The sequence below is a fragment of the Pseudomonas sp. 1L-C-7-B-C1 genome, from assembly GCF_057291635.1.
In genome coordinates, this window is record NZ_JBXAWH010000015.1 from 77,893 (window position 1) to 96,426 (window position 18,534).

Consider the following 18,534-nt stretch of genomic DNA (forward strand, 5'->3'; position numbering starts at 1 on the left):
GCCTTGCTATTTACTCATCATGAACACACAAACGACAGTATCCCGACGCCCGGCACCCGCAACCCGCAGCTTTCTCTGCGTGCTGGTCGCGCTGTGTCTGTTGTGTGCCGCCAGCCTGAGCCGCGCGGACAACATGACCTTGCCTGAAACACTTATCGGCGTGACCCAGGGCTTTCTTGAATTCACAGTTGAAGACTACATGGCGACCAATCAAACCGCCGGCCGCTATGAAATCGAAGTCAAGCAGCTGGATCCGCGTCTGCGCATGCCACTGTGCGACAAGGATTTGACAGCCTCACTGGAAAGCCCCGCCCAGCCCATCGGCCGCGTGACGGTGAAAGTGCGCTGCGAAGGCACGTCCCCGTGGACGGTGTTCGTGCCGGCCCAAGTTCATCTTTACCGCAATGTGGTCACCGGCGTGCGGCCAATGAAACGCGACGCGATCGTGACTGAGAACGATGTGGCGCTGCGCGAACGTGACGTAAGCCTGCTGGGGCAAGGCTTTCTGGATTCGCTCGATCAGGCGGTCGGGCAGAAAGTTGTCCGACCAACGGTCATCGACCAGATCCTGACCCCGGTCCACCTCGACCAGCCGCAAATGGTTCACAAGGGCGACCAGGTGGTGATCAGTGCGCGCAGTGGTTCCATGAGCGTGCGCATGCCGGGCGAAGCCCTGTCCGACGGCGGTTTCAACGAGCAAATACGGGTGAAGAACCTTAATTCCCAGCGGGTGATCAAGGCCAATATCGTTGCGCCCGGACAAGTTGAGGTCGCTATGTAACTGACATGTGAAGGTAAGACCTCTGGCGCTGCGCTTGCGCTTTTCCTACACTCGGAACCCCAGTGCTCCGTGCGAAGTCCATTCGAGACTGTTTTCGCACGAGCCCTAAAGTTATTCCGGGTCGGGCCGAAACCAAGGCAAGCGTCCTAGAACCCAGAGGTTTTTCAATCATGGTCATCGACTTCAATCGTTTGAATAGCTCCACTCCCGTGAGCGGTACAACACGTACCGCCAGCACCAAGGAAGCCGGCAAAACCGAAGCTACGGCGGCGGTCAGCGGCACTTCCAGCGTGCCGGGCAGTGGTGAGGCAGTACATTTGAGCAGCGAAGCTCAACAGTTGCAGAAGATCAGTGATTCGTTGCGTGATCAGCCAGTCGTCAACAGCGCCCGTGTGGCCGAGTTGAAGCAGGCAATCGCCGACGGCAGCTATAAGGTCGACAGCAATCGTGTTGCAAGCAAACTGCTTAACTTCGAAGCCCAGCGCTAGCCCCCGGTCTGCGCAGGGGCTTCTGGACGCTTAAACACCAGGGCATGCGATGCAAGACACTACATTGCTTCAACTGATCACGGACGACATTGCGCCAACCCGGCATTTGCTGGACATCCTGAAGGCCGAATCAGTGGCCCTTCATGGGCGCAATATGGTCGAGATGGAACACATCCTGGCGCAGAAACAGGCGCTGGTGATTGTGCTCGAGCAGCATGGACGCCGACGTACCCAGCTGATGACCAGCCTGGGTCTGCCCGCCAATCGTGCGGGACTAGAAGAAGTGGCGAAACATTCGTCAGTGGGTGAAGCCTTGTTGACCGCGGGCGATGAACTCAGCGCACTGATGAGTGAATGCCAGGCGGCCAATGAGCAAAACGGCAGCCTTATCCAGCTCCAGCAACTCACCACGGCACAGCAGTTGAGGATTCTCAACGGCGGCGACACGCCCACGCTTTATGACAGCCGCGGCTCGACGTCGGGCAAGGCCAGGCCGCGTCCGCTTAGCCAGGCGTAAGTTCTTGTATCAAGGTGCGCACCGTGGTGGCAATATGCCGCCCGCTGCCGTTATTTGCCTGGAGATGGATAGACCGTGAATGCCTCAAGCGCGGAAGATGTTCCGCAGCCCCCGAAGGTACTGACCACCCCGCTGGAAATCGCTGCCAATCTGCGGCTGCTGATGGAAAGTCATGACCCGTTGATCATCACGTTCCACGAACGCACCCAGCGTTTTCAGAGCTACGTGATCGATGTCAACCGCGACACCAATCAAGTCATTTTCGACGAGATGATCCCCCGTGACGGCGAGCGTTTCCTTGCCAGCGGTGAGCCGTTCCGGGTCGAGGGCTTTCACGACGGTGTGCGCATCGCCTGGGAAAGCAAAGCCCGGCTGACGGTGATCGAAGAACCGCGCAGTTATCGCGGCCCGCTGCCTGAAGAAGTCGTCTATCACCAGCGCCGCAATGCCTTTCGCGCGGCCCTGAAGCTGGCTTCCCTGATTGATGTCGAGATCGGTGGCGAACGGCTTAAATCCCCGTTACGCGGCAAGCTGCTGGACATCTCCGCGACCGGGTGCAAGCTGCGCTTCGAAGGCGATGTTTCCGAGCGCATGCAGCTGGGTCAGGTCTATGAGCGCTTTATCGCCTCCCTGCCCTTCGGCAACATGACCACACCCGTTGAACTGCGCTACCTGCACTTCGAAGAAAGGATCAACACCACGTTTGCCGGCGTACGCTTCCACAACATGAGTGGCCTGGTGCAGCGTCAGGTCGAGCGCCTGGTCTATCAACTGCAGCGCGAAGCGCGACGCTTCGACAAAGACGACGATTTTTGATCGTTGGCGGTAACCCGGCCGGTGCGCTCCATGGCGTGCTGGCGGGTTGCTGCAAATCAGCTGCTATCCATTCCCATAGTGCGCACGTCAAACAGCGCCCTTGATCCGGTCCCACGACGCCTCCCGCCCCGCTCACCCTCCAAAAAATCACGCTTATTCGATCAAAATGTGCGCCTCATCACGTCCGCTTGTAGGACTGTTCGCTTCCCCAGCGTGGGACGCGTCTTGAAATTTCCTGTGCCAATTTCAGGCCCCTGAGCCTGTGTTAGTTTCGCCGCTCAAACGCACTGGAGCATGGACGCTCACCGCGGCCACACTTCAGGGAAGTTTCGTCATGCGCCCCATCATCGTTCTCAACGACCCCACCCTCAAAGGCGGTCGAGTTATTCAAGGCTCGCCGTCCACGTTCCTGCACGGTCTCGAAGTCGCCCGCCATGGCGACGGCGTGCTCTGCTTCCACGGCCCCTGTGCCATCGCCGAAGGGGATGAAACCTGCCTCGTCGATGACCGGCCCATTGCCCGCGACGGGGACCGCCTTCTGTGCGGCGACTTCCTCGTCGCGACCCACGATGACTGCTGCATTCTGTAGGGGTCGTCATGAACACACTCATCAAGCGACTGTTCGGCAAACCTGTCGAGCTGCCACCGCCTCCTGCCCCTCAACATTGGGCCCAGCCGAGGCGGAACATGTACGACCGGCTCTCCGAGAAACGGCTGGCACAAGAAGCGGCCCAGCGCCTGCTGGACCGGGCCAAGCCGCGGGGTGATTTCTGCGCCCTGGGGGTCAGCGTCGAGGACGTCTGGCTTCGATTCCCCGGGCATTCTCTGGATCAGCAGCTACCTGTCCAGGACATCCCCAGACAAGCGAACGCGCTGAGTCACGATTCAAGGTTGATGGCTGCTGATGGCTCGCGCCGACTGTTGCGGCGGATCGAGATCAAAGCGATCCCCCTGCCCTCGATCGACCCGCTCACCCGCGCCATGGAACTGCTGCAGGCGACGCTGACCCAGTGTCCGCTGTTCGACCGAGTCGCGGACTGGACGCAGGTTGAAGTGCATCTGTTCCCGCCCTCCCATGTCGATCCACTGGTCTGGTTTGAGACCGTGGTGGGTGTGTGGCCCCAGGCGTGGTTGCCCGGGGGCGGTTTCCGCAGTGTCAGCCAACGGCCGGCGGCCTGGCTTGCCGGGTTGTTATCCAGCCACTTGAGCATGCCCGACCACTTGTGCCTGGGCATCGACAGCTGGGCCACTCTGCCGGCCAACGCACACGCTGCGGATCCGGCGCCCCTGGGTGAGGTGGTATCCCTTGTTTCGCTCAAGCGGGGCGCGCCCACCGATACCCCGACCACTGCCTCCGGACAGACCTTCAGTCAGCAGGTTCAGGGCCAGTTGCTGTCTGGCCAGGTCGGGCCCGTCGCCGCCGAATGGACGGAAACGGCCCTCGGCTGTCTGGCGGCCCGCGCTTCACCCGGCAAGGCCCACTGGGTGCTGGACCTCACCGACAGCGATCCAAGCAGTGCCTCGATCATTGCCGTGCCCCGCACCGCGCCCACTGCCCCGACAGGAAGTCCGACATGACCTTCGCAACACCCTCTGCTTTCAACCTCGCCGGCATCAGCCAGAATGGACGCCTGCTCGAATTCAAGACGCCACTGACCGAGCCGCTGCTGGCCGTGCGCGTCCACGGCGTCGAGCGACTCGGCCGCATCCCGCGTTACTGCGTGGATGTCGTCAGCGAGTCGACACGCATCGACCCCCACCAACTGATCGGCGAGCCGGTTCGCCTCGCCATCAAGCGCGCCGACGGCAGCCACAGTTATAAACACGGCTTCGTGGGCAGCGCGCGCTATCTGGGCAGCGACGGCCGTTTGCAGGACTGGCAGCTCGAATTCGCGCCGTGGTTCAGCCTGCTGGAATACCGCCAGGACTGCCGCATCTGGCAAGACATGACGCTGATCGACATCTTCACTGAAGTATTTCGGGGACATCCCCAGGCGCAAGGCCGCTATGAATTCAACTTGCGCCACGAGCATCCGCCGCAGTCCTACGTCACCCAGTTCAACGAAAGCGACGCCCATTTCGTGCAGCGCTGGTGCGAGCACGCGGGCATTTATTGGTACGTCGTTCATGAGGCTGACCAGCATCGAATCGTGTTCGTCGACAGCGTCCTTGACCTGCCGCCGCTGGAGCCGCAAGCGCTGCCTTTTCATACCCAGACGGCCGCGCTAAAGCACGACAGCATTGAGGAGTGGAGTCAGGCCGACACGCTGCTCAATGGCCACGTTCTGTGGAGCAGCAATAACTACCGGGCGCACCGCCAGCCGCTGTCTGCCCGGTCCCTGGGGCTCAATCCACCGAATGCGGCAAAGACGCTCGAGCGTTATGAATACCGAGGGCAATACGCGTGGCACAGCGAAGACGACGGCAACTGGCAGACACGGGTGCACATCGAGCAGGTGGAGTCCGCAGCGCGGCGCATCACCGGGCAAGGCGGCGTCCGGCACATGCTCCCGGGTCATGGGTTCGAGCTGCGCGGGCACCCGTTGTACGACAATGGCCCGCGCGAACGCCGGGCGTTCATGCTGATCGCTGTCGAGTTCTTCGCGCAAAGCAACCTGCCCGTTGCTCTGACCCGTCGCGAGCGGCCCGGCAGCCTGCAATTGCAGCTGAAAGATCTCGGTGCCGATAAACCGTCCGAGCAAGGCGAAGGGTTCTATTGCAACGCGTTCGAAGCTCAACGTCTGGACGTCCCGTACCGCAGCGCCTTTGAACACCAAAAGCCTGCTAACCCCGGGCCGCAGACCGCCGTGGTCGTGGCGCCCAACGGCGGGCCTGTGCAGACCGACGCGCTGAATCGGGTGTGCGTGCGCTTTCACTGGGACCGCCTCAGAGCGCCGGAAAAAGCACCCAGTTGCTGGGTGCGCATGCTGCAAAACAGCAGCGGCGCCGGTTGGGGCAGTGTCTATGTGCCGCGCGCAGGCGAAGAAGTGGTAGTCACCTTTCTCGACAACGACATCGACCGACCGCTGATCCTCGGGCAGGTCTACGGCGGCGACAAACCGGCATGGCATTCCACTGGCCGGATGAGCGGCTACAGAAGTCAGGAAATCGACGGGCTCGGTTACAACCAGTGGGTCATGGACGACACCACCGCCCAATTGCGCACGCAAATCCACAGCAGTCACGGCCACAGCCAGCTAAACCTCGGTTGTCTGGTTGATCAACAGGGCAATGACCGAGGCGCGTGGCGCGGTGACGGCTTTGAATTGCGCACCGAAGCCTCCGGCGCCATTCGCGCACCGCAGGGTCTGTACCTCAGCACGTGGCGCCGCACTAAGGCACAAAGTGGGCATCTGGACAGCAGCGAAGCCGGCCAGCAGTTGAGCGACGCTTTGCAGCGCATGACGGCGCTGTCCGACCAGGCCGGTCAGCACAATGCCCTGTCGCTGGAGGAAGGGGTCGACAACCTGAACCGCCTGCATCAGGCCGCCACGCATTCCCACCGCCAGGGCAATGCGACGTCGCAGGGCTATGACGCACCGCTGATCGTCGCTTCCGCGCCCGCCGACATCGCCGCTGTCACGCCTGAAAACATCCAGCTGCACAGCGGCCGCCACACCAGCCTCTCCAGTGGTGAAGACATCAACCTCGCCAGTGCACGCTCGCTGCTGGTCAGCGTGGGTCGCAGCATCAGCCTGTTTGCCCGCGACGCCGGGGCGAAACTGTTCGCGGCGAAGGGCAAGGTGGAGATTCAGGCCCAGGACGACGCCATCGAACTGACCGCCAAAGACAGCGTGCGCATCACCTCCACGGCGCGAACCATCGAGATCGCTGCCCAAGAGGAGATTCTGCTGACCTGCGGCGGTGCCTTTATCCGCCTCAAGAACGGCGATATCCAGATTCACGCGCCCGGCACCATCGACATCAAGGCGGCGAAGAAAAACATCGGCGGCGCCAGCCGGATGGACCGCGAACAGACGCCATGGCCACAAAGCACGGCGGGCCAGACGCTGACCTTGCTGGCCGGGCAAAGCAGCGCCGCCAGTCACCAGCCGTGGACCGGCATGCCTTACACGGTGTTCGCCGACGGGGTCGAGATTGAAAAGGGCGTGATGTCGAGCGACGGGAAAATCAGCGTCGAGCACCGCGTATCCCGCTCGCGCTACCGCGTCGAACTGGCCAACGGCGCCAGCTATGACATCCCGGTCAGCGGCGATTACCTCGGCGATCAGGACAACGGCGCCCGCGCCAACCGCGGCCTGCATCGCCATCAACACAGCCTGACGCCCGGTTCGGGCGAAGCACCCAGTCAATACCGCGAAGACTATGACCGCCTCAACGACCCAGACACGGAAGCCTGAAGATGAACACACCCAGCATCACCTGCCCCATCGCCACGAGCCAGACCTCATCGGCCGTCATGAACCAGCGCTGGATGGTCGAGTGCAGCGAGTATTCGCCCAAGCCTGCGACCTTCGAGCCGCTGGTGAATGGCGAGCGCGCGTTTGGCGCCGTCCACGACGCGATCATGGCGGCAAAACATTCGGTGGAGATCATCTGCTGGGGATTTCAGCCCTCGATGCAGTTCAAGCGTGGCGGTGGTCAGGCGCAGTGCATCGGCGAACTGCTGGTCACTAAGGCCTCCCTTGGCGTGAAGGTGCGCGTGCTGTGCTGGTCCGACAGCGCTCACCTCACCGCGATGTTCGCGGAGAACATGACACCAGGCCGGAACCTGGCCTCTTTTGTATCACCCGCCGGCGACTGGCGATCCACGTGGCAGCAAGCGTATGACTGGGAATGGTACCGCCGCGCCTCAACCCCTGACACCGGTGCCAGTTCGCCGGTCGAACAGGTGTTCCCCGCACTCAAGGGCTTCCGATGGATCACGTTGCAGGCACAAGAACTGTTCAAGGCGGGCGCGAAGCCATTCGAAAACATCGAGTTTGCGGTCCGCGACCTGGGGCTGGCCGACCGAGCCGAAATTGCCTATCAAATATGGACCCGCTCCCGGGAGCAAGGCGCGGCAAAACTTGAGGCGGCCGGCAAGGCAGCAGCGATGTCGGTGATCCCCACTCATCACCAGAAAATGGTGCTGGTCGATTACGAGCACGCCGACCGGGCGGTCGGTTTCGTCATGGGCCACAACATGCTCGACCCTTATTGGGACCGCGACGACCACGCCCATGCTCGTGCCGATGACGTGTACGGGCGCAACGGTTTTACGCCGAGGCAGGACATATCCAGTCGCGTCACCGGCCCGGTGCTCCAGGACCTGAATGCCAACTTCACCCAGGCCTGGCTTAAAGCAACCGGCATTGATCTGCAGACACCCCGCGAATCCCTCGCCGCACACCTAAAACCGCGCAAGGGTTTCGGCCCGCCGATGATGGCGCAGGTACTGCGCACCCAGACGGAGGTCGGCAAGCGCGACATCCGGACGATGTACCTGCAGGCGGTCAAGAACGCGACCCAGTTCATCTACATCGAGAACCAGTACTTCCGCTGGAAGCCGTTCGCCGACGCCGTTGTCGACATTGCCCGGCGCCATGCCGAAGGCGGCCGCGATCCTGGCGAACACGGCTACCTGCACCTGTTCGTCGTCACCAACTCCTCCGACGAAGGCATGGCCGACGGCGCCCTTGGGACCTTTCGCATGCTTCGGCAGTTGGGTCGCAGTGAAGTCATGCCCTCTGTGGCGCGCCTCGAACACGACGATTACTGGCAGGCGAAGCTCGATGCGCTGCACGAGGAGTACATCGCCGCGCAACGCAAACTGGCGGCTTATAACAACCGCGTAGACGCCATGGGCAAGCTGGCCGGCCCCATCGAACGGTTGGAAATCGAACGCGATGAATTGGCCAGGCAGTACGCAGAACTAAAAAGGCAGCTTAAGAGCGAGAAAAGCGCCCCCATCACTCCGATTGATGTGCCTGGTCTGAAAGTCCACATCTGCACACTTGTTGCGCCAGACTCTCCGCCCGATGACTGGCTGGAAGTGTATATCCATAGCAAGTTGATGATTATTGATGACGTGTTTACCACGTTGGGCTCGGCGAATATCAATGAGCGGAGTATGAGCTCGGACAGTGAGTTGAATATATGTGTCGAGGATCCGGCGGTGGCACGGCCGTTGAGGAGGCAGTTGTGGGGGTTGCATACGGGGGAGGAGGACGAAAAAAGTATTACGAAGGCATTTAATCAATGGCGGCGACTGTTGGACACTAACAAAGCACGGAGATATGCGCTACATAATAAGCCTGCAGAGCAACCCATATGCTCTCTTGTCGAATTCCTACGAATGAGCCCAAGCCGCAAAGATTTCGACTAACATTATGAAAAGCATAAACGCTGCCTTGTTACTAACCATAGTGATTGCAGGATGTGATTCCGGAGAGAAGCTTTTGACCAACTTTATCCCTGAAAAAGCGGATTACGATGCAGCATTTAAAAGATTGGAATTTGATTGCATACACGAAATCGATAAACTTCCGCAGCTGAATAGCGATGCGCAAACCCTATACGATTATGGGGTGTATCTAAACCAGAAAAAAGGACCAAAACAATTCGATCAGGTCGCAAGATACTATCGAATAGCGGCCGCATTCGGTCATTACCGAGCAGCGACAAGACTGCAAAGCCTTCTATCTCAAGGACTGACAAGTTCGCCACAACCGGCAAGGGAAACAATCAATCTTGTAGAGGATCTTATGGCCAGAAATATCCCAGGCGCATTTTACGACATGGGCCACTACCTGGAATTGGGATATGGGGTGCGGCAGGACGTTGAGGCGGCTCGGTATTATTTCCGACGTGCCGCAGACCTCGGAAATCCGGAAGGATTGTATTACGTCGGCGAATCATTAGCACCGATAAAGGGCGCTGGTGGGGTCGCATTTTTAATGATTCGTTGCGCTATGGAACAAGGGCATAGAGCAGCCGCAATTCGCTACGCTAATGACAGACAAGTTCAACGTGATTTCGGCGAAGCAGTTCGAGGCTTTCAAGCAGCCGTAAGAGCCGGAGAATCGTCGGCCGCTATGGGCCTGAGACTTTCTTTCTTGAGTTCGAGCAAGAAAAGTTTGCTCGACAATTTGGGGCTAGATGAGGATAAGGAAAGATCTCGTCGCTATGGACTCATTGAAGACTTCCTGCAGAGATACGAACACCTCGGCGCCAAAGTCCCGGACATCGACCAAATCGTCCCCCTCCCCCCAGCCAAACTTCCTGACTGGGATGAAACATTCGAATGGAAGCGCAAGCGGGACGCTGCAATACCTCCCTCTCCTCCCAGCCAAGAACTGATCGCGCGAATGTGTGAGGAGCAGCAACTCGATCCTGCTACGGGCTGGCCATTGAGTGGGTTGAAGTAATACCCCCTCGATGCATGAGTACTCAAGCAAACAGCAATTACAAGGACTTATATGTACTTTCACGCATCAGCAGCGTTATTAGTAGCGCTGTCTCTAACCGGCTGCGACGCTAAAGATGACAACATACCGACATTCGCTCCTGAGAAAGCCGATTACGACGCAGCATTTAAAAACTTGGAATTCGAGTGTGTGTATGAATCAACAAAGCTGCCAGTTCTCGATACTGATGCAGAAATCTTGTATCGATATGCACTTCATCTTACCCAATTGAGAGGTCCGAAGGACTTTGATATGGCGGCCCGTTACTACCGAATTGCCGCCGCGCATGGTCACTATCGTGCTGCCACAAATTTGCAAGTCTTACTGTCGCAGGGCATGACGACGGCCGAGCGTCCGGCTCAGGAAACGCTGAATTTGGTAGAAGACCTGATCAGTCAAGGCATACCGGGGGCTTACTACGATATGGGACATTATCTGGAGCTTGGGTATGGCGTACGACAAGATCCCTTAGCCGCAGACTATTACTTCAGGCGCGCCGCTGACTTAGGGAATCCTGAAGCACAATATTACGTCGCCGAGCGTCTGGTTCGAATTAAAGGAGCTGGCATGGTAGCGTCCCAGATGCGACGCTGCGCAATGGAACAAAACCATGCCGAGGCGGCATTTGTTTATGGCATAGCCCGACAAAACCACAAAGAATATCGCTTGGCATTGCTGGCATATCAGACATCCGTCATGACAGGCAACTCAACCAGCGCTCTGATACTTGAAGATAGCTTCAAAGTGAGTGACTCAGAAAGTGATGATTATCTAGGCGTTGAAAAGGACCTCGAGAGATCCCACCGTTACGATCTAATCAGAGCTTTCCTTACAAGATACGAACACCTCGGCGCCAAAGTCCCCGACATCGACCAAATCGTACCCCTCCCCCCAGCCCAACTTCCCGAATGGGACGAAACATTCAATTGGAAGCGCAAGCGCGACGCCGCCGTACCTCCATCCCCACCCAGCGAAGAATTGATCGCGCGAATGTGCGAGGAAAAGGGACTTGATCCCGCTACGGGCTGGCCATTGATTGGGTTGAAGTAACATCACTCGTGCATGATTATTTGAGCTGAAGAGCAATGTAAGGACTGGTATGAATCACTACCCATCGGCGGCGCTAATACTCGCGTTACTTCTAACTGACTGCGACGCGAAAGATAACAACATAAAGAAATTCGCTCCCGAGAAAGCCGATTACGATGCCGCGTTCAAAAATCTGGAGTTCGAATGCGTATATGAATCAAAAAAACTCCCACCTCTCGATGCTGATGCAGAGCTCTTATATCAATATGCACTGCACCTTACTCAAGTAAGAGGGCCGAAAGACTTTGATAAGGCTGCCCGGCACTACAGAATTGCCGCCGCGCATGGCCACTATCGTGCGGCGACAAATTTGCAAGCGCTGCTATCTCAGGGCCTAACAAACGCCCCGCGCCCCGCGAAAGAGACTATTGATTTGGTAGAAGATTTGATTAACCGCGGCATCCCAGGAGCTTACTATGATATGGGTCACTATCTTGAACTCGGATATGGTGTCAGGCAGGATGCTGAAGCAGCTCGCTACTATTTCAGACGCGCTGCTGACTATGGAAACCCGGAGGCTCAATATTACGTAGCTAATTTATTGGCGAAGACTGGTAAAGCTGGAGCCACCCCACTTGCGATGATGCGCTGCTCCATGGAACAGGGACATCGCGAGGCGGCGCTGAGATACGGCGTATCGAGAAAGAATGAAGGTCTATTCATTGAAGCCCTTGAAGCTTATCAATCAGCATCTAAATTCGGAAATCCCGCTGGAGCGCGCAGACTTAGAGAGGCATTTAACTACAGCAAGACAAGCAACGAAACCTATTATTTAGCAGCCGATATTGATAGCGAAAGAGCACGACGATATAGCCTTATAACTAACTTTTTGAATAAATACGAACACCTCGGCGCAAAAGTCCCGGACATCGACCGGATCGTCCCCCTCCCCCCGGCCAAACTTCCCGAGTGGGACGAAACATTCGAATGGAAGCGCAAACGCGACGCTGTCGTACCCCCATCCCCACCCAGCGAGGAGCTCATCGCGCGAATGTGCGAGGAGAAAGACCTTGATCCATCGACAGGTTGGCCGTTGAGCGGATTGAAGTAATAGCACTCGGCGCAGATTGTCGGCTACACGGAAATAAACCGTTGGAGCGCGCTAGCCGTCGAATTGGGGTCAGCCAGACGAAATCCATTTCGCAGACAGATCGCCTTCGCGAGCAAGCTCACTCCTACAGGGGCTTGTGTCGGCCAAGGTTTGAGGGTGAGACACCGAACCTGTGGGAGCGACCGGGGTGGCGCTCCCACAGAGTTCTACGGCGCAGCGGAAAAAGTGGATGGCAGCAAGATCAACAAGATCGGCAAGCCCCCATCACAAAGGCCGATCCACCCCGACATTCCGACGCACTTCAACCGCCTCCTCCGGTCCAGCCGCACCAGAATCCGCAGCCACTTCCTCGTCCATAATCGCCACTGGCCGCACAACGCCTTCACCCGACGCCACAACCCGCTCCACCATCTCTGGCTGCACTTCAGATTCAGCCGCCACATCCGGCGCAATCTCCGACGAAACCTCAGGCTCAGGCTCAACGTCCTGCATCTGATCCTGCACCACCTGTTCATCCACCCGCGGGTCAAGGGCGACCACCAGCGGCGAGCTGGACATGCTGTCAGGCATGGCGACGTGATGCAGCGGGGCGTCTTCGACCTGGTGCAGGTTGGTGACGGCTTTCGGACGGATACGCAGCACCAGCACCAGCGCCACCAAGCAGACAAAGGCGTAAAGCATGTTGCTGCCGAACATCTTCATCAGCACGCCGGACACCAGCGGGCCGATACTGGCGCCGACGCCGTAGGTCATCAGCAACATGGCGGTCAGGGACACGCGGCGTTCGCCTTCAACATGGTCATTGGAGAACGCCACCGCCAGCGGATACAGCGAAAACTGCAGCAGGGACGCCAGGAAGCCCACCGCCAGCAGCAGCTCCATCGGCACATCCGGGAGGATCGCCAGAGGCAGCGAGGCCAGCACCAGCAAGCCGGCTACACCGCGGATCAGCCAGGCACGGTCATAGCGGTCTGACAGCTTGCCCAGCGGGCCTTGCACGATAAGGCCCGCGCCGATGCAGCTGGCCATGAACAGACCGACATGCTCGGTTGACAGCCCTTGTTGCGCGGCATACAGCGGCGCCAGGCCGTAGAACGAGCCAATGATCATGCCGGCGCTCAACACGGTGGTCAGGGATTGCGGCACCCGGCGCATGAAGAACAGCGGCTCCAGCGGTGCCGGGTGCATCGGGGCCGGGTGAATGCTGCGGGTCATGGCCACCGGCACGAGGCACAGGGCGAAACACATCGCCACGAGCATCAGCAGTTCAGGGCCCAGTTGCGGGTGGATGACCAAAATCAGCTGGCCGAGCACCAGCCCCAAGTACGACGCGATCATGTAGAGGCTGAAGACCGTGCCGCGCTGCTTGGGCGAGGCCTGCTCGTTGAGCCAGCTTTCGATGACCATGTACTGGCACATCATGCCCAGGCCGACGATCATCCGCAGGAAGATCCACGCTGGCAGGTAGTCGAACAGCCCGTGGCCCAAGACCGCCGCGCCGACAATGCCGGCGCAGGTGGCGTACGCACGGATGTGCCCTATTCGGCCGATCAGCCGATGGCCGATCTTGCCGCCCAGGGCCAGACCGACATAGTTCGCCGCCATCAACGCACCGACCCACAGGCCATCGACCTGATCGGCGGCCAGACGCAAGGCAAGGTAGGTGCTGAGCAGGCCCGAGCCGATCAACATCATCAGCGAGGCAAAATACAGCGCTCGAAAGGACTTCCAGATTTGGCGCATAACGTTCCAAAAGACGGAAACCCCCGGATTCAGAGGATTTCCGAACAGCGATTCTTAAGCCTGAGCGGCCAGAATGCGGCGCTCCCAGGGAGTAATTTCGTTGAAGAAGCTGGTCAGTTCCAGGGTCTTCGACGCGACGTAGCCTTCGATGAATTCGGCACCAAACAGTTCCTTGGCCAGCGAGCTGCGAGTCAGACGTTCCAGAGCAGCGTGCAAGGTACATGGCAACGACAGATTATCGGGCACAACGAACTCACCTTGAATCGGCGGGGACGGTTCCAGCTCATGCTCGATGCCATAAAGCCCTGCAGCCAGACTGGCCGCGATCGCCAGATACGGGTTGGCGTCGGCGCCGGGCAAGCGGTTCTCGACCCGACGGGCGACCGGTGCGCTGGCCGGAATGCGCAGACCCGCCGAACGGTTGTCGTGGGACCAGCAGGCGTTATTCGGTGAAGCAAACGGATGGCACAGGCGCTGATAGGAATTGACGTTGGGCGCGAACAACGCGGTGAAGTCAGCCATCGCCGCCTGCTGCCCGCCGATGAAGTGATGAAAGCGATCAGTGGCCTCGCCCTGATCGTCGCTGAAGATGTTCTGGCCGGTGCTGGTATCGACCACGCTCTGGTGAATGTGCATGGAACTGCCGGGGGTGTGCGCCAGCGGTTTGGCCATGCACACCACCATCAGGCCGTGCTTGAGCGCGACTTCCTTGAGCATGTGCTTGAAGAGGAATGTCTGGTCGGCCAGCAACAGCGGATCGCCGTGCAGCAGGTTGATCTCGAACTGGCTGACGCCCATCTCGTGCATGACGGTGTCGCGGGGCAGGCCCAGCGCGGCCATGCAGGCATAGATTTCCTTGAAGAAGGGTCGCAGGCCGTTGTTGGAGCTGATGCTGAACGCCGACTGGCCGTCCTCGCGCCGACCGTCCAGACCGACCGGCGGCTGGAACGGCTGGCTCGGATCGGGGTTAGCCGCGAAGACAAAGAACTCAAGCTCAGTGGCCACCACCGGCGACCAGCCATGCCGGGCATAACGGGCGATGACCGATTTGAGCTGGCCGCGGGTGGACAGCGGCGATGGCTGGCCGTCGAGCTCGTCGGCGTCACAGATCGCGAGGGCGCGAGGCTCGTCGCTCCACGGCAGACGATGGGTCTGCTGCGGGTCGGCGATCAGGGCCAGGTCGCCATCGTCACTGCCATAGAATTTCGACGGCGGATAGCCGCCCATGATGCACTGCAGCAGCACGCCCCGCGCCAGCTGCAACCGACGGCCTTCGAGAAAACCTTCGCCGGTCATCACCTTCCCTCGCGGCACGCCATTCAGATCCGGCGTGACGCATTCAATTTCATCAATGCCCATCAGTCGCTGCGCGAGTGAATGGTGGTCATCGCTACTCATGACTCAAATCCTTTTCGTTGGGCAGGCCGCAGGGCGGCAAGGCGTACAAAGTAAGCGTCACGCGTTCGGAATATCAAGCGCCGAGCTTGAACCCTCTATCAAGGTGCTGCCGGGGCCGCGGTCCCGACGACTGCCAATCCAGCGTCTTGCACCCTTGGGGCAGGCCCCCGCCACGTCTCGGCTACCGATTCGACAGGTATTGGCCGAATTTTTGCTATTCAAGCTGCAAGCCGCCTTTAGACGTCATTTTTTCGGCACCGTCTAAAAGGGCCCTATGCCCCCCCATCTCGATGCCTCCAAGGGTCGTGGGGCTTTCAACCGCCCATGAGCCTTGGTGTCCATGTCGAATTCAATTCCTGTCACGAGTCCGCTGCTTCCTCCGCTGGAAGAGTTCATGCCGTTTCTGGAGGAGATCTGGGCCAGCAAGCGTCTCACCAATGGTGGCCCTTTCCATGAACAGCTGGAAGCCGCACTGGCCGAGCACTTGGGCGTCGAGCATGTCTGCCTGTTTTCCAATGGCACCCTGGCGCTGGTCACCGCGCTTCAGGCGCTGCGCGTCACGGGCGAGGTGATCACCACGCCGTATTCCTTCGTCGCCACGGCCCACTCGTTATTGTGGAACAGCCTTAAGCCGGTGTTTGTCGACATCGACCCGCTGACCAACAACCTGGACCCCAAGCGCATTGAAGAAGCGATCACGCCGGCGACCACGGCCATCCTTCCGGTTCACTGCTACGGGATTCCCTGTGACGTCGACGCCATTCAAAAAATCGCCGACACCTACGGGTTGAAGGTCATCTATGACGCTGCCCACGCATTCGGTGTTCAGCACAATGGCACCAGCGTCTTGAATCATGGTGACCTTTCGGTGCTCAGTTTCCATGCCACCAAGGTGTTCAACACCTTCGAAGGCGGCGCGATCATCTGCCACGACAGGAAGACCAAGCAGCGCATCGATTACCTGAAGAACTTCGGTTTTGCCGACGAAGTTACGATCATGGCGCCGGGCATCAACGGCAAGATGAACGAGATTCAGGCAGCGTTCGGCATGCTCCAATTGCGCCACATCGATTCTGCGCTGCAGTCGCGCAAACGTCTGTTTGATCGCTACGCCAGGGCGCTGGCAGACGTGCCCGGCATCACCTTGCTGGAACAGCCCGCAGGTGTGGACTGGAACTATGCCTATTGCCCGATTTTCATAGACGGTTCTCGGTTTGGCGTGAGCCGCGACGAAATGTACAACCGCTATCGTGCGCGCGATGTACTGGTGCGGCGTTATTTCTACCCGTTGATCACAGAATTCCCGATGTACCGCAGCTTGCCCAGTTCGGACGCTGCGAAGCTCACCCATGCCCACCTGATTTCCAGCCGCGTGTTGTGCCTGCCGATCTACCCGGACCTGACGGATGAGCAGCAGGACTCCATTATCGACATCCTGCTCAGCGCGCGCGGGGCCTGACCGATGCAACCCGTGCTCATCGCCCCTACCCGCAGCCCTGCCGGGCTTGATCAGCGGTCCAACGACCATGCACTTCTGGATCAGGGCCGTGTGGCCCTGATGCAACCGTACTTTCTTCCTTACCTGGGCTACTTTCAGCTGATCGCCGCGAGCGACTGTTTCGTGCTGTACGACAACGTGCAGTTCATCAAGAACGGCTGGATCGAGCGCAACCGTTACCTGCTGGAGGGCGAGCCGAAGTGGTTTGGCTTGCCGCTGGCAAAGGGCAGTCACTCGCAGTTGATCAATCAACGCCAGATTTCGCCACACGTTGACATCGACGCCATCATGAGCCGCCTCGCGTTTGCGTACCGCAAGGCACCCCACGCTGAGCGCACGCTGACCTGGCTCGAAGCGCTGCTGAAGTTGCCGGCGCACAACATCGCCGAGTTCAACGAGCTGGCGCTGCGCTCCTGCTGCAGCCTGTTGCGCATTCACACCCCGATCGTTCGGGCCAGTGAATGGGCGCCGGTGTCCCATGCCAAAGGGCAGGATCGCGTGCTCGAGACGATCAGGGCGATCGGCGGCACCCGTTATCTCAACCCGGTTGCAGGTGGCGCGATGTACGACAGCGTTGAGTTCGCCAACGCCGGTTACGCGCTGGAACTCCTCGAACCCGAACTTCGCGCTTACGAGCAGCTGGGTAAACCGTTCGTGCCCGCGCTCTCGATCCTCGACTTGCTGATGTTCAACGAACTGGACACCGTGAGCACCTGGGCCCGGCGCGGGAAAGTCATCGATGGATAAGGCCATGGGCGGCTTCTTCGAGCTGGAACTGCGCAGCGGTCAGGCGCTTCTACCAGGTGCCCGTGCTTACAACCTCGCACGCTCGGCGTTTCAGGCGCTGCTGCTCGCGCAGAAGGTTCGCAGGGTCTGGTTACCCCACTACTTGTGCGCGGTCATGCCCGACGCCGCACGGGCCATTGATGTCGAGGTTGTGCGTTACGGCCTGGATACCGCACTGGAGCCTGCCAGCCTGCCCTCTCTGGCCGCCGATGAGGCGTTTCTTTACGTCAATTATTTTGGGCTCAAGGACGCGTACATCCACGACACCCTGGTCAAACGGCTCCGTCACGGTTTGATCGTCGACAATTCGCAGTCACTCTTCAGCGCCGCCGAAATGGGCGTCCCCACGCTCTATTCCCCTCGCAAGTTCGTGGGCGTGCCCGACGGCGGCTGGTTGGTGAACGGCCCGGTCGATCTCCCATTGGCCACGCCTGGACAATCGGCCGATCGGTTCGAGGCCTTGCTCGGCCGCCTCGCTGGCCCACCGGAAGCGTACTACGCGGCCTTTCTCGACGTTGAGCACGCACTCGGTGCGGAAGGTTTGCGCGGGATGTCTGCTGCCACCACGCGCCTGCTCGACAGCATCGACTACCCTCACATCAAGCGTCGGCGTCAGGAAAATTTCTCCCGGCTGCACGATGCCCTCGGCCCGGTCAACGACCTCGGGGCCATGAGCCTCGCCTCAGCACCGGCGCTCTGCTACCCGTTCATTGCGCAAGATCCCGACGAGGCCGCGCGCATCCGCGAGACGTTGCTGAATGAGCGGGTGTATGTGCCGTGCTATTGGCGAGAAGTGCTGTCGGACCCTGGCGCTCCGGCGCTGGAGCGAGAACTGGCAGGCAGGCTCTTACCGCTGCCGATTGATCAGCGCTACGGCGCCGAAGACATGAACAGACTGGCCGCGATTGTCATCAACGGCCATCAGCGCCTTGCGACCGAACCCTGGAACTAAGACCAC

General features: G+C 59.5%; 16 protein-coding genes. 14 read left to right on the forward strand and 2 right to left on the reverse strand.

Annotated features, from left to right (window positions below; translation table 11 throughout):
• The first annotated feature begins 19 nt into the window (after positions 1–19).
• The 11 genes from flgA to AC0Z8Z_RS21995 all read left to right on the forward strand — a co-directional run bounded on the left by flgA (position 20) and on the right by AC0Z8Z_RS21995 (position 12,151).
• Complete coding sequence (gene flgA / locus AC0Z8Z_RS21945) at positions 20–781, forward strand: flagellar basal body P-ring formation chaperone FlgA (RefSeq protein ID WP_122624334.1); 762 nt, start codon at positions 20–22, stop codon at positions 779–781.
• A gap of 170 nt (positions 782–951) precedes the next feature.
• On the forward strand, positions 952–1,269 hold the full coding sequence (gene flgM / locus AC0Z8Z_RS21950) for a flagellar biosynthesis anti-sigma factor FlgM (RefSeq protein ID WP_122534841.1): 318 nt from the start codon (positions 952–954) through the stop codon (positions 1,267–1,269).
• Between the two features lie 49 nt (positions 1,270–1,318).
• On the forward strand, positions 1,319–1,786 hold the full coding sequence (locus AC0Z8Z_RS21955; RefSeq protein ID WP_074893095.1) for a flagella synthesis protein FlgN: 468 nt from the start codon (positions 1,319–1,321) through the stop codon (positions 1,784–1,786).
• Positions 1,787–1,861: 75 nt separating this feature from the next.
• Positions 1,862–2,602: a flagellar brake protein gene (locus tag AC0Z8Z_RS21960; protein ID WP_122534840.1), complete on the forward strand. Its 741-nt coding sequence runs from the start codon at positions 1,862–1,864 to the stop codon at positions 2,600–2,602.
• 334 nt (positions 2,603–2,936) lie between these two features.
• Complete coding sequence (locus tag AC0Z8Z_RS21965) at positions 2,937–3,191, forward strand: PAAR domain-containing protein (RefSeq protein WP_485620483.1); 255 nt, start codon at positions 2,937–2,939, stop codon at positions 3,189–3,191.
• A gap of 8 nt (positions 3,192–3,199) precedes the next feature.
• Positions 3,200–4,180 carry a hypothetical protein gene (locus AC0Z8Z_RS21970; RefSeq protein WP_485620484.1) on the forward strand — a complete coding sequence of 327 codons (981 nt, stop codon included), beginning with the start codon at positions 3,200–3,202 and terminating at the stop codon, positions 4,178–4,180.
• Entirely contained in the window at positions 4,177–6,963 is a 2,787-nt protein-coding gene (locus AC0Z8Z_RS21975) for a type VI secretion system Vgr family protein (RefSeq protein WP_485620485.1), read from the forward strand. The genes AC0Z8Z_RS21970 and AC0Z8Z_RS21975 overlap by 4 nt, the downstream gene beginning before the upstream one ends.
• Positions 6,964–6,965: 2 nt before the next feature.
• Entirely contained in the window at positions 6,966–8,930 is a 1,965-nt protein-coding gene (locus AC0Z8Z_RS21980; RefSeq protein WP_485620486.1) for a phospholipase D-like domain-containing protein, read from the forward strand.
• A gap of 73 nt (positions 8,931–9,003) precedes the next feature.
• Positions 9,004–9,972, forward strand: coding sequence for an SEL1-like repeat protein (locus AC0Z8Z_RS21985; RefSeq protein ID WP_485620487.1), 969 nt, complete (start codon positions 9,004–9,006; stop codon positions 9,970–9,972).
• A gap of 51 nt (positions 9,973–10,023) precedes the next feature.
• Positions 10,024–11,061, forward strand: a complete 1,038-nt coding sequence (locus AC0Z8Z_RS21990; RefSeq protein ID WP_485620488.1) for an SEL1-like repeat protein — start codon at positions 10,024–10,026, stop codon at positions 11,059–11,061.
• Positions 11,062–11,110: 49 nt separating this feature from the next.
• Positions 11,111–12,151: an SEL1-like repeat protein gene (locus AC0Z8Z_RS21995; RefSeq protein ID WP_485620489.1), complete on the forward strand. Its 1,041-nt coding sequence runs from the start codon at positions 11,111–11,113 to the stop codon at positions 12,149–12,151.
• Positions 12,152–12,415: 264 nt separating this feature from the next.
• Here the strand turns inward: AC0Z8Z_RS21995 and AC0Z8Z_RS22000 are convergent, their stop codons facing one another.
• Positions 12,416–13,894: an MFS transporter gene (locus tag AC0Z8Z_RS22000; protein WP_485620490.1), complete on the reverse strand. Its 1,479-nt coding sequence runs from the start codon at positions 13,892–13,894 to the stop codon at positions 12,416–12,418.
• Between the two features lie 54 nt (positions 13,895–13,948).
• The gene (locus tag AC0Z8Z_RS22005; protein ID WP_485620536.1) at positions 13,949–15,190 is read right to left on the reverse strand and encodes a glutamine synthetase family protein; all 1,242 of its coding nucleotides are present in this window, start codon (positions 15,188–15,190) and stop codon (positions 13,949–13,951) included.
• Between the two features lie 442 nt (positions 15,191–15,632).
• Here AC0Z8Z_RS22005 and vioA point away from each other — a divergent pair, with 442 nt between their 5' ends.
• The 3 genes from vioA to AC0Z8Z_RS22020 are packed head-to-tail and all read left to right on the forward strand — an operon-like array spanning position 15,633 to position 18,528.
• Complete coding sequence (vioA, locus tag AC0Z8Z_RS22010) at positions 15,633–16,751, forward strand: dTDP-4-amino-4,6-dideoxy-D-glucose aminotransferase VioA (protein ID WP_485620491.1); 1,119 nt, start codon at positions 15,633–15,635, stop codon at positions 16,749–16,751.
• Between the two features lie 12 nt (positions 16,752–16,763).
• Positions 16,764–17,537: a WbqC family protein gene (locus tag AC0Z8Z_RS22015; protein ID WP_485620492.1), complete on the forward strand. Its 774-nt coding sequence runs from the start codon at positions 16,764–16,766 to the stop codon at positions 17,535–17,537.
• Positions 17,530–18,528 (forward strand): hypothetical protein, encoded by a 999-nt coding sequence (locus tag AC0Z8Z_RS22020; protein WP_485620493.1) that lies wholly within the window; start codon positions 17,530–17,532, stop codon positions 18,526–18,528. The genes AC0Z8Z_RS22015 and AC0Z8Z_RS22020 overlap by 8 nt, the downstream gene beginning before the upstream one ends.
• Positions 18,529–18,534 lie beyond the last annotated feature (6 nt).

Bases quoted from the DNA above. Each gene is read 5' to 3' on its own strand.
- flgA (WP_122624334.1), top strand. From the start codon at position 20: ATGAACACACAAACGACAGTATCCCGACGCCCGGCACCCGCAACCCGC.
- flgM (WP_122534841.1), top strand. From the start codon at position 952: ATGGTCATCGACTTCAATCGTTTGAATAGCTCCACTCCCGTGAGCGGT.
- AC0Z8Z_RS21955 (WP_074893095.1), top strand. From the start codon at position 1,319: ATGCAAGACACTACATTGCTTCAACTGATCACGGACGACATTGCGCCA.
- AC0Z8Z_RS21965 (WP_485620483.1), top strand. From the start codon at position 2,937: ATGCGCCCCATCATCGTTCTCAACGACCCCACCCTCAAAGGCGGTCGA.
- AC0Z8Z_RS21970 (WP_485620484.1), top strand. From the start codon at position 3,200: ATGAACACACTCATCAAGCGACTGTTCGGCAAACCTGTCGAGCTGCCA.
- AC0Z8Z_RS21975 (WP_485620485.1), top strand. From the start codon at position 4,177: ATGACCTTCGCAACACCCTCTGCTTTCAACCTCGCCGGCATCAGCCAG.
- AC0Z8Z_RS21980 (WP_485620486.1), top strand. From the start codon at position 6,966: ATGAACACACCCAGCATCACCTGCCCCATCGCCACGAGCCAGACCTCA.
- AC0Z8Z_RS21990 (WP_485620488.1), top strand. From the start codon at position 10,024: ATGTACTTTCACGCATCAGCAGCGTTATTAGTAGCGCTGTCTCTAACC.
- AC0Z8Z_RS21995 (WP_485620489.1), top strand. From the start codon at position 11,111: ATGAATCACTACCCATCGGCGGCGCTAATACTCGCGTTACTTCTAACT.
- AC0Z8Z_RS22000 (WP_485620490.1), bottom strand. From the start codon at position 13,894: ATGCGCCAAATCTGGAAGTCCTTTCGAGCGCTGTATTTTGCCTCGCTG.
- AC0Z8Z_RS22005 (WP_485620536.1), bottom strand. From the start codon at position 15,190: ATGACCGGCGAAGGTTTTCTCGAAGGCCGTCGGTTGCAGCTGGCGCGG.
- vioA (WP_485620491.1), top strand. From the start codon at position 15,633: ATGTCGAATTCAATTCCTGTCACGAGTCCGCTGCTTCCTCCGCTGGAA.
- AC0Z8Z_RS22020 (WP_485620493.1), top strand. From the start codon at position 17,530: ATGGATAAGGCCATGGGCGGCTTCTTCGAGCTGGAACTGCGCAGCGGT.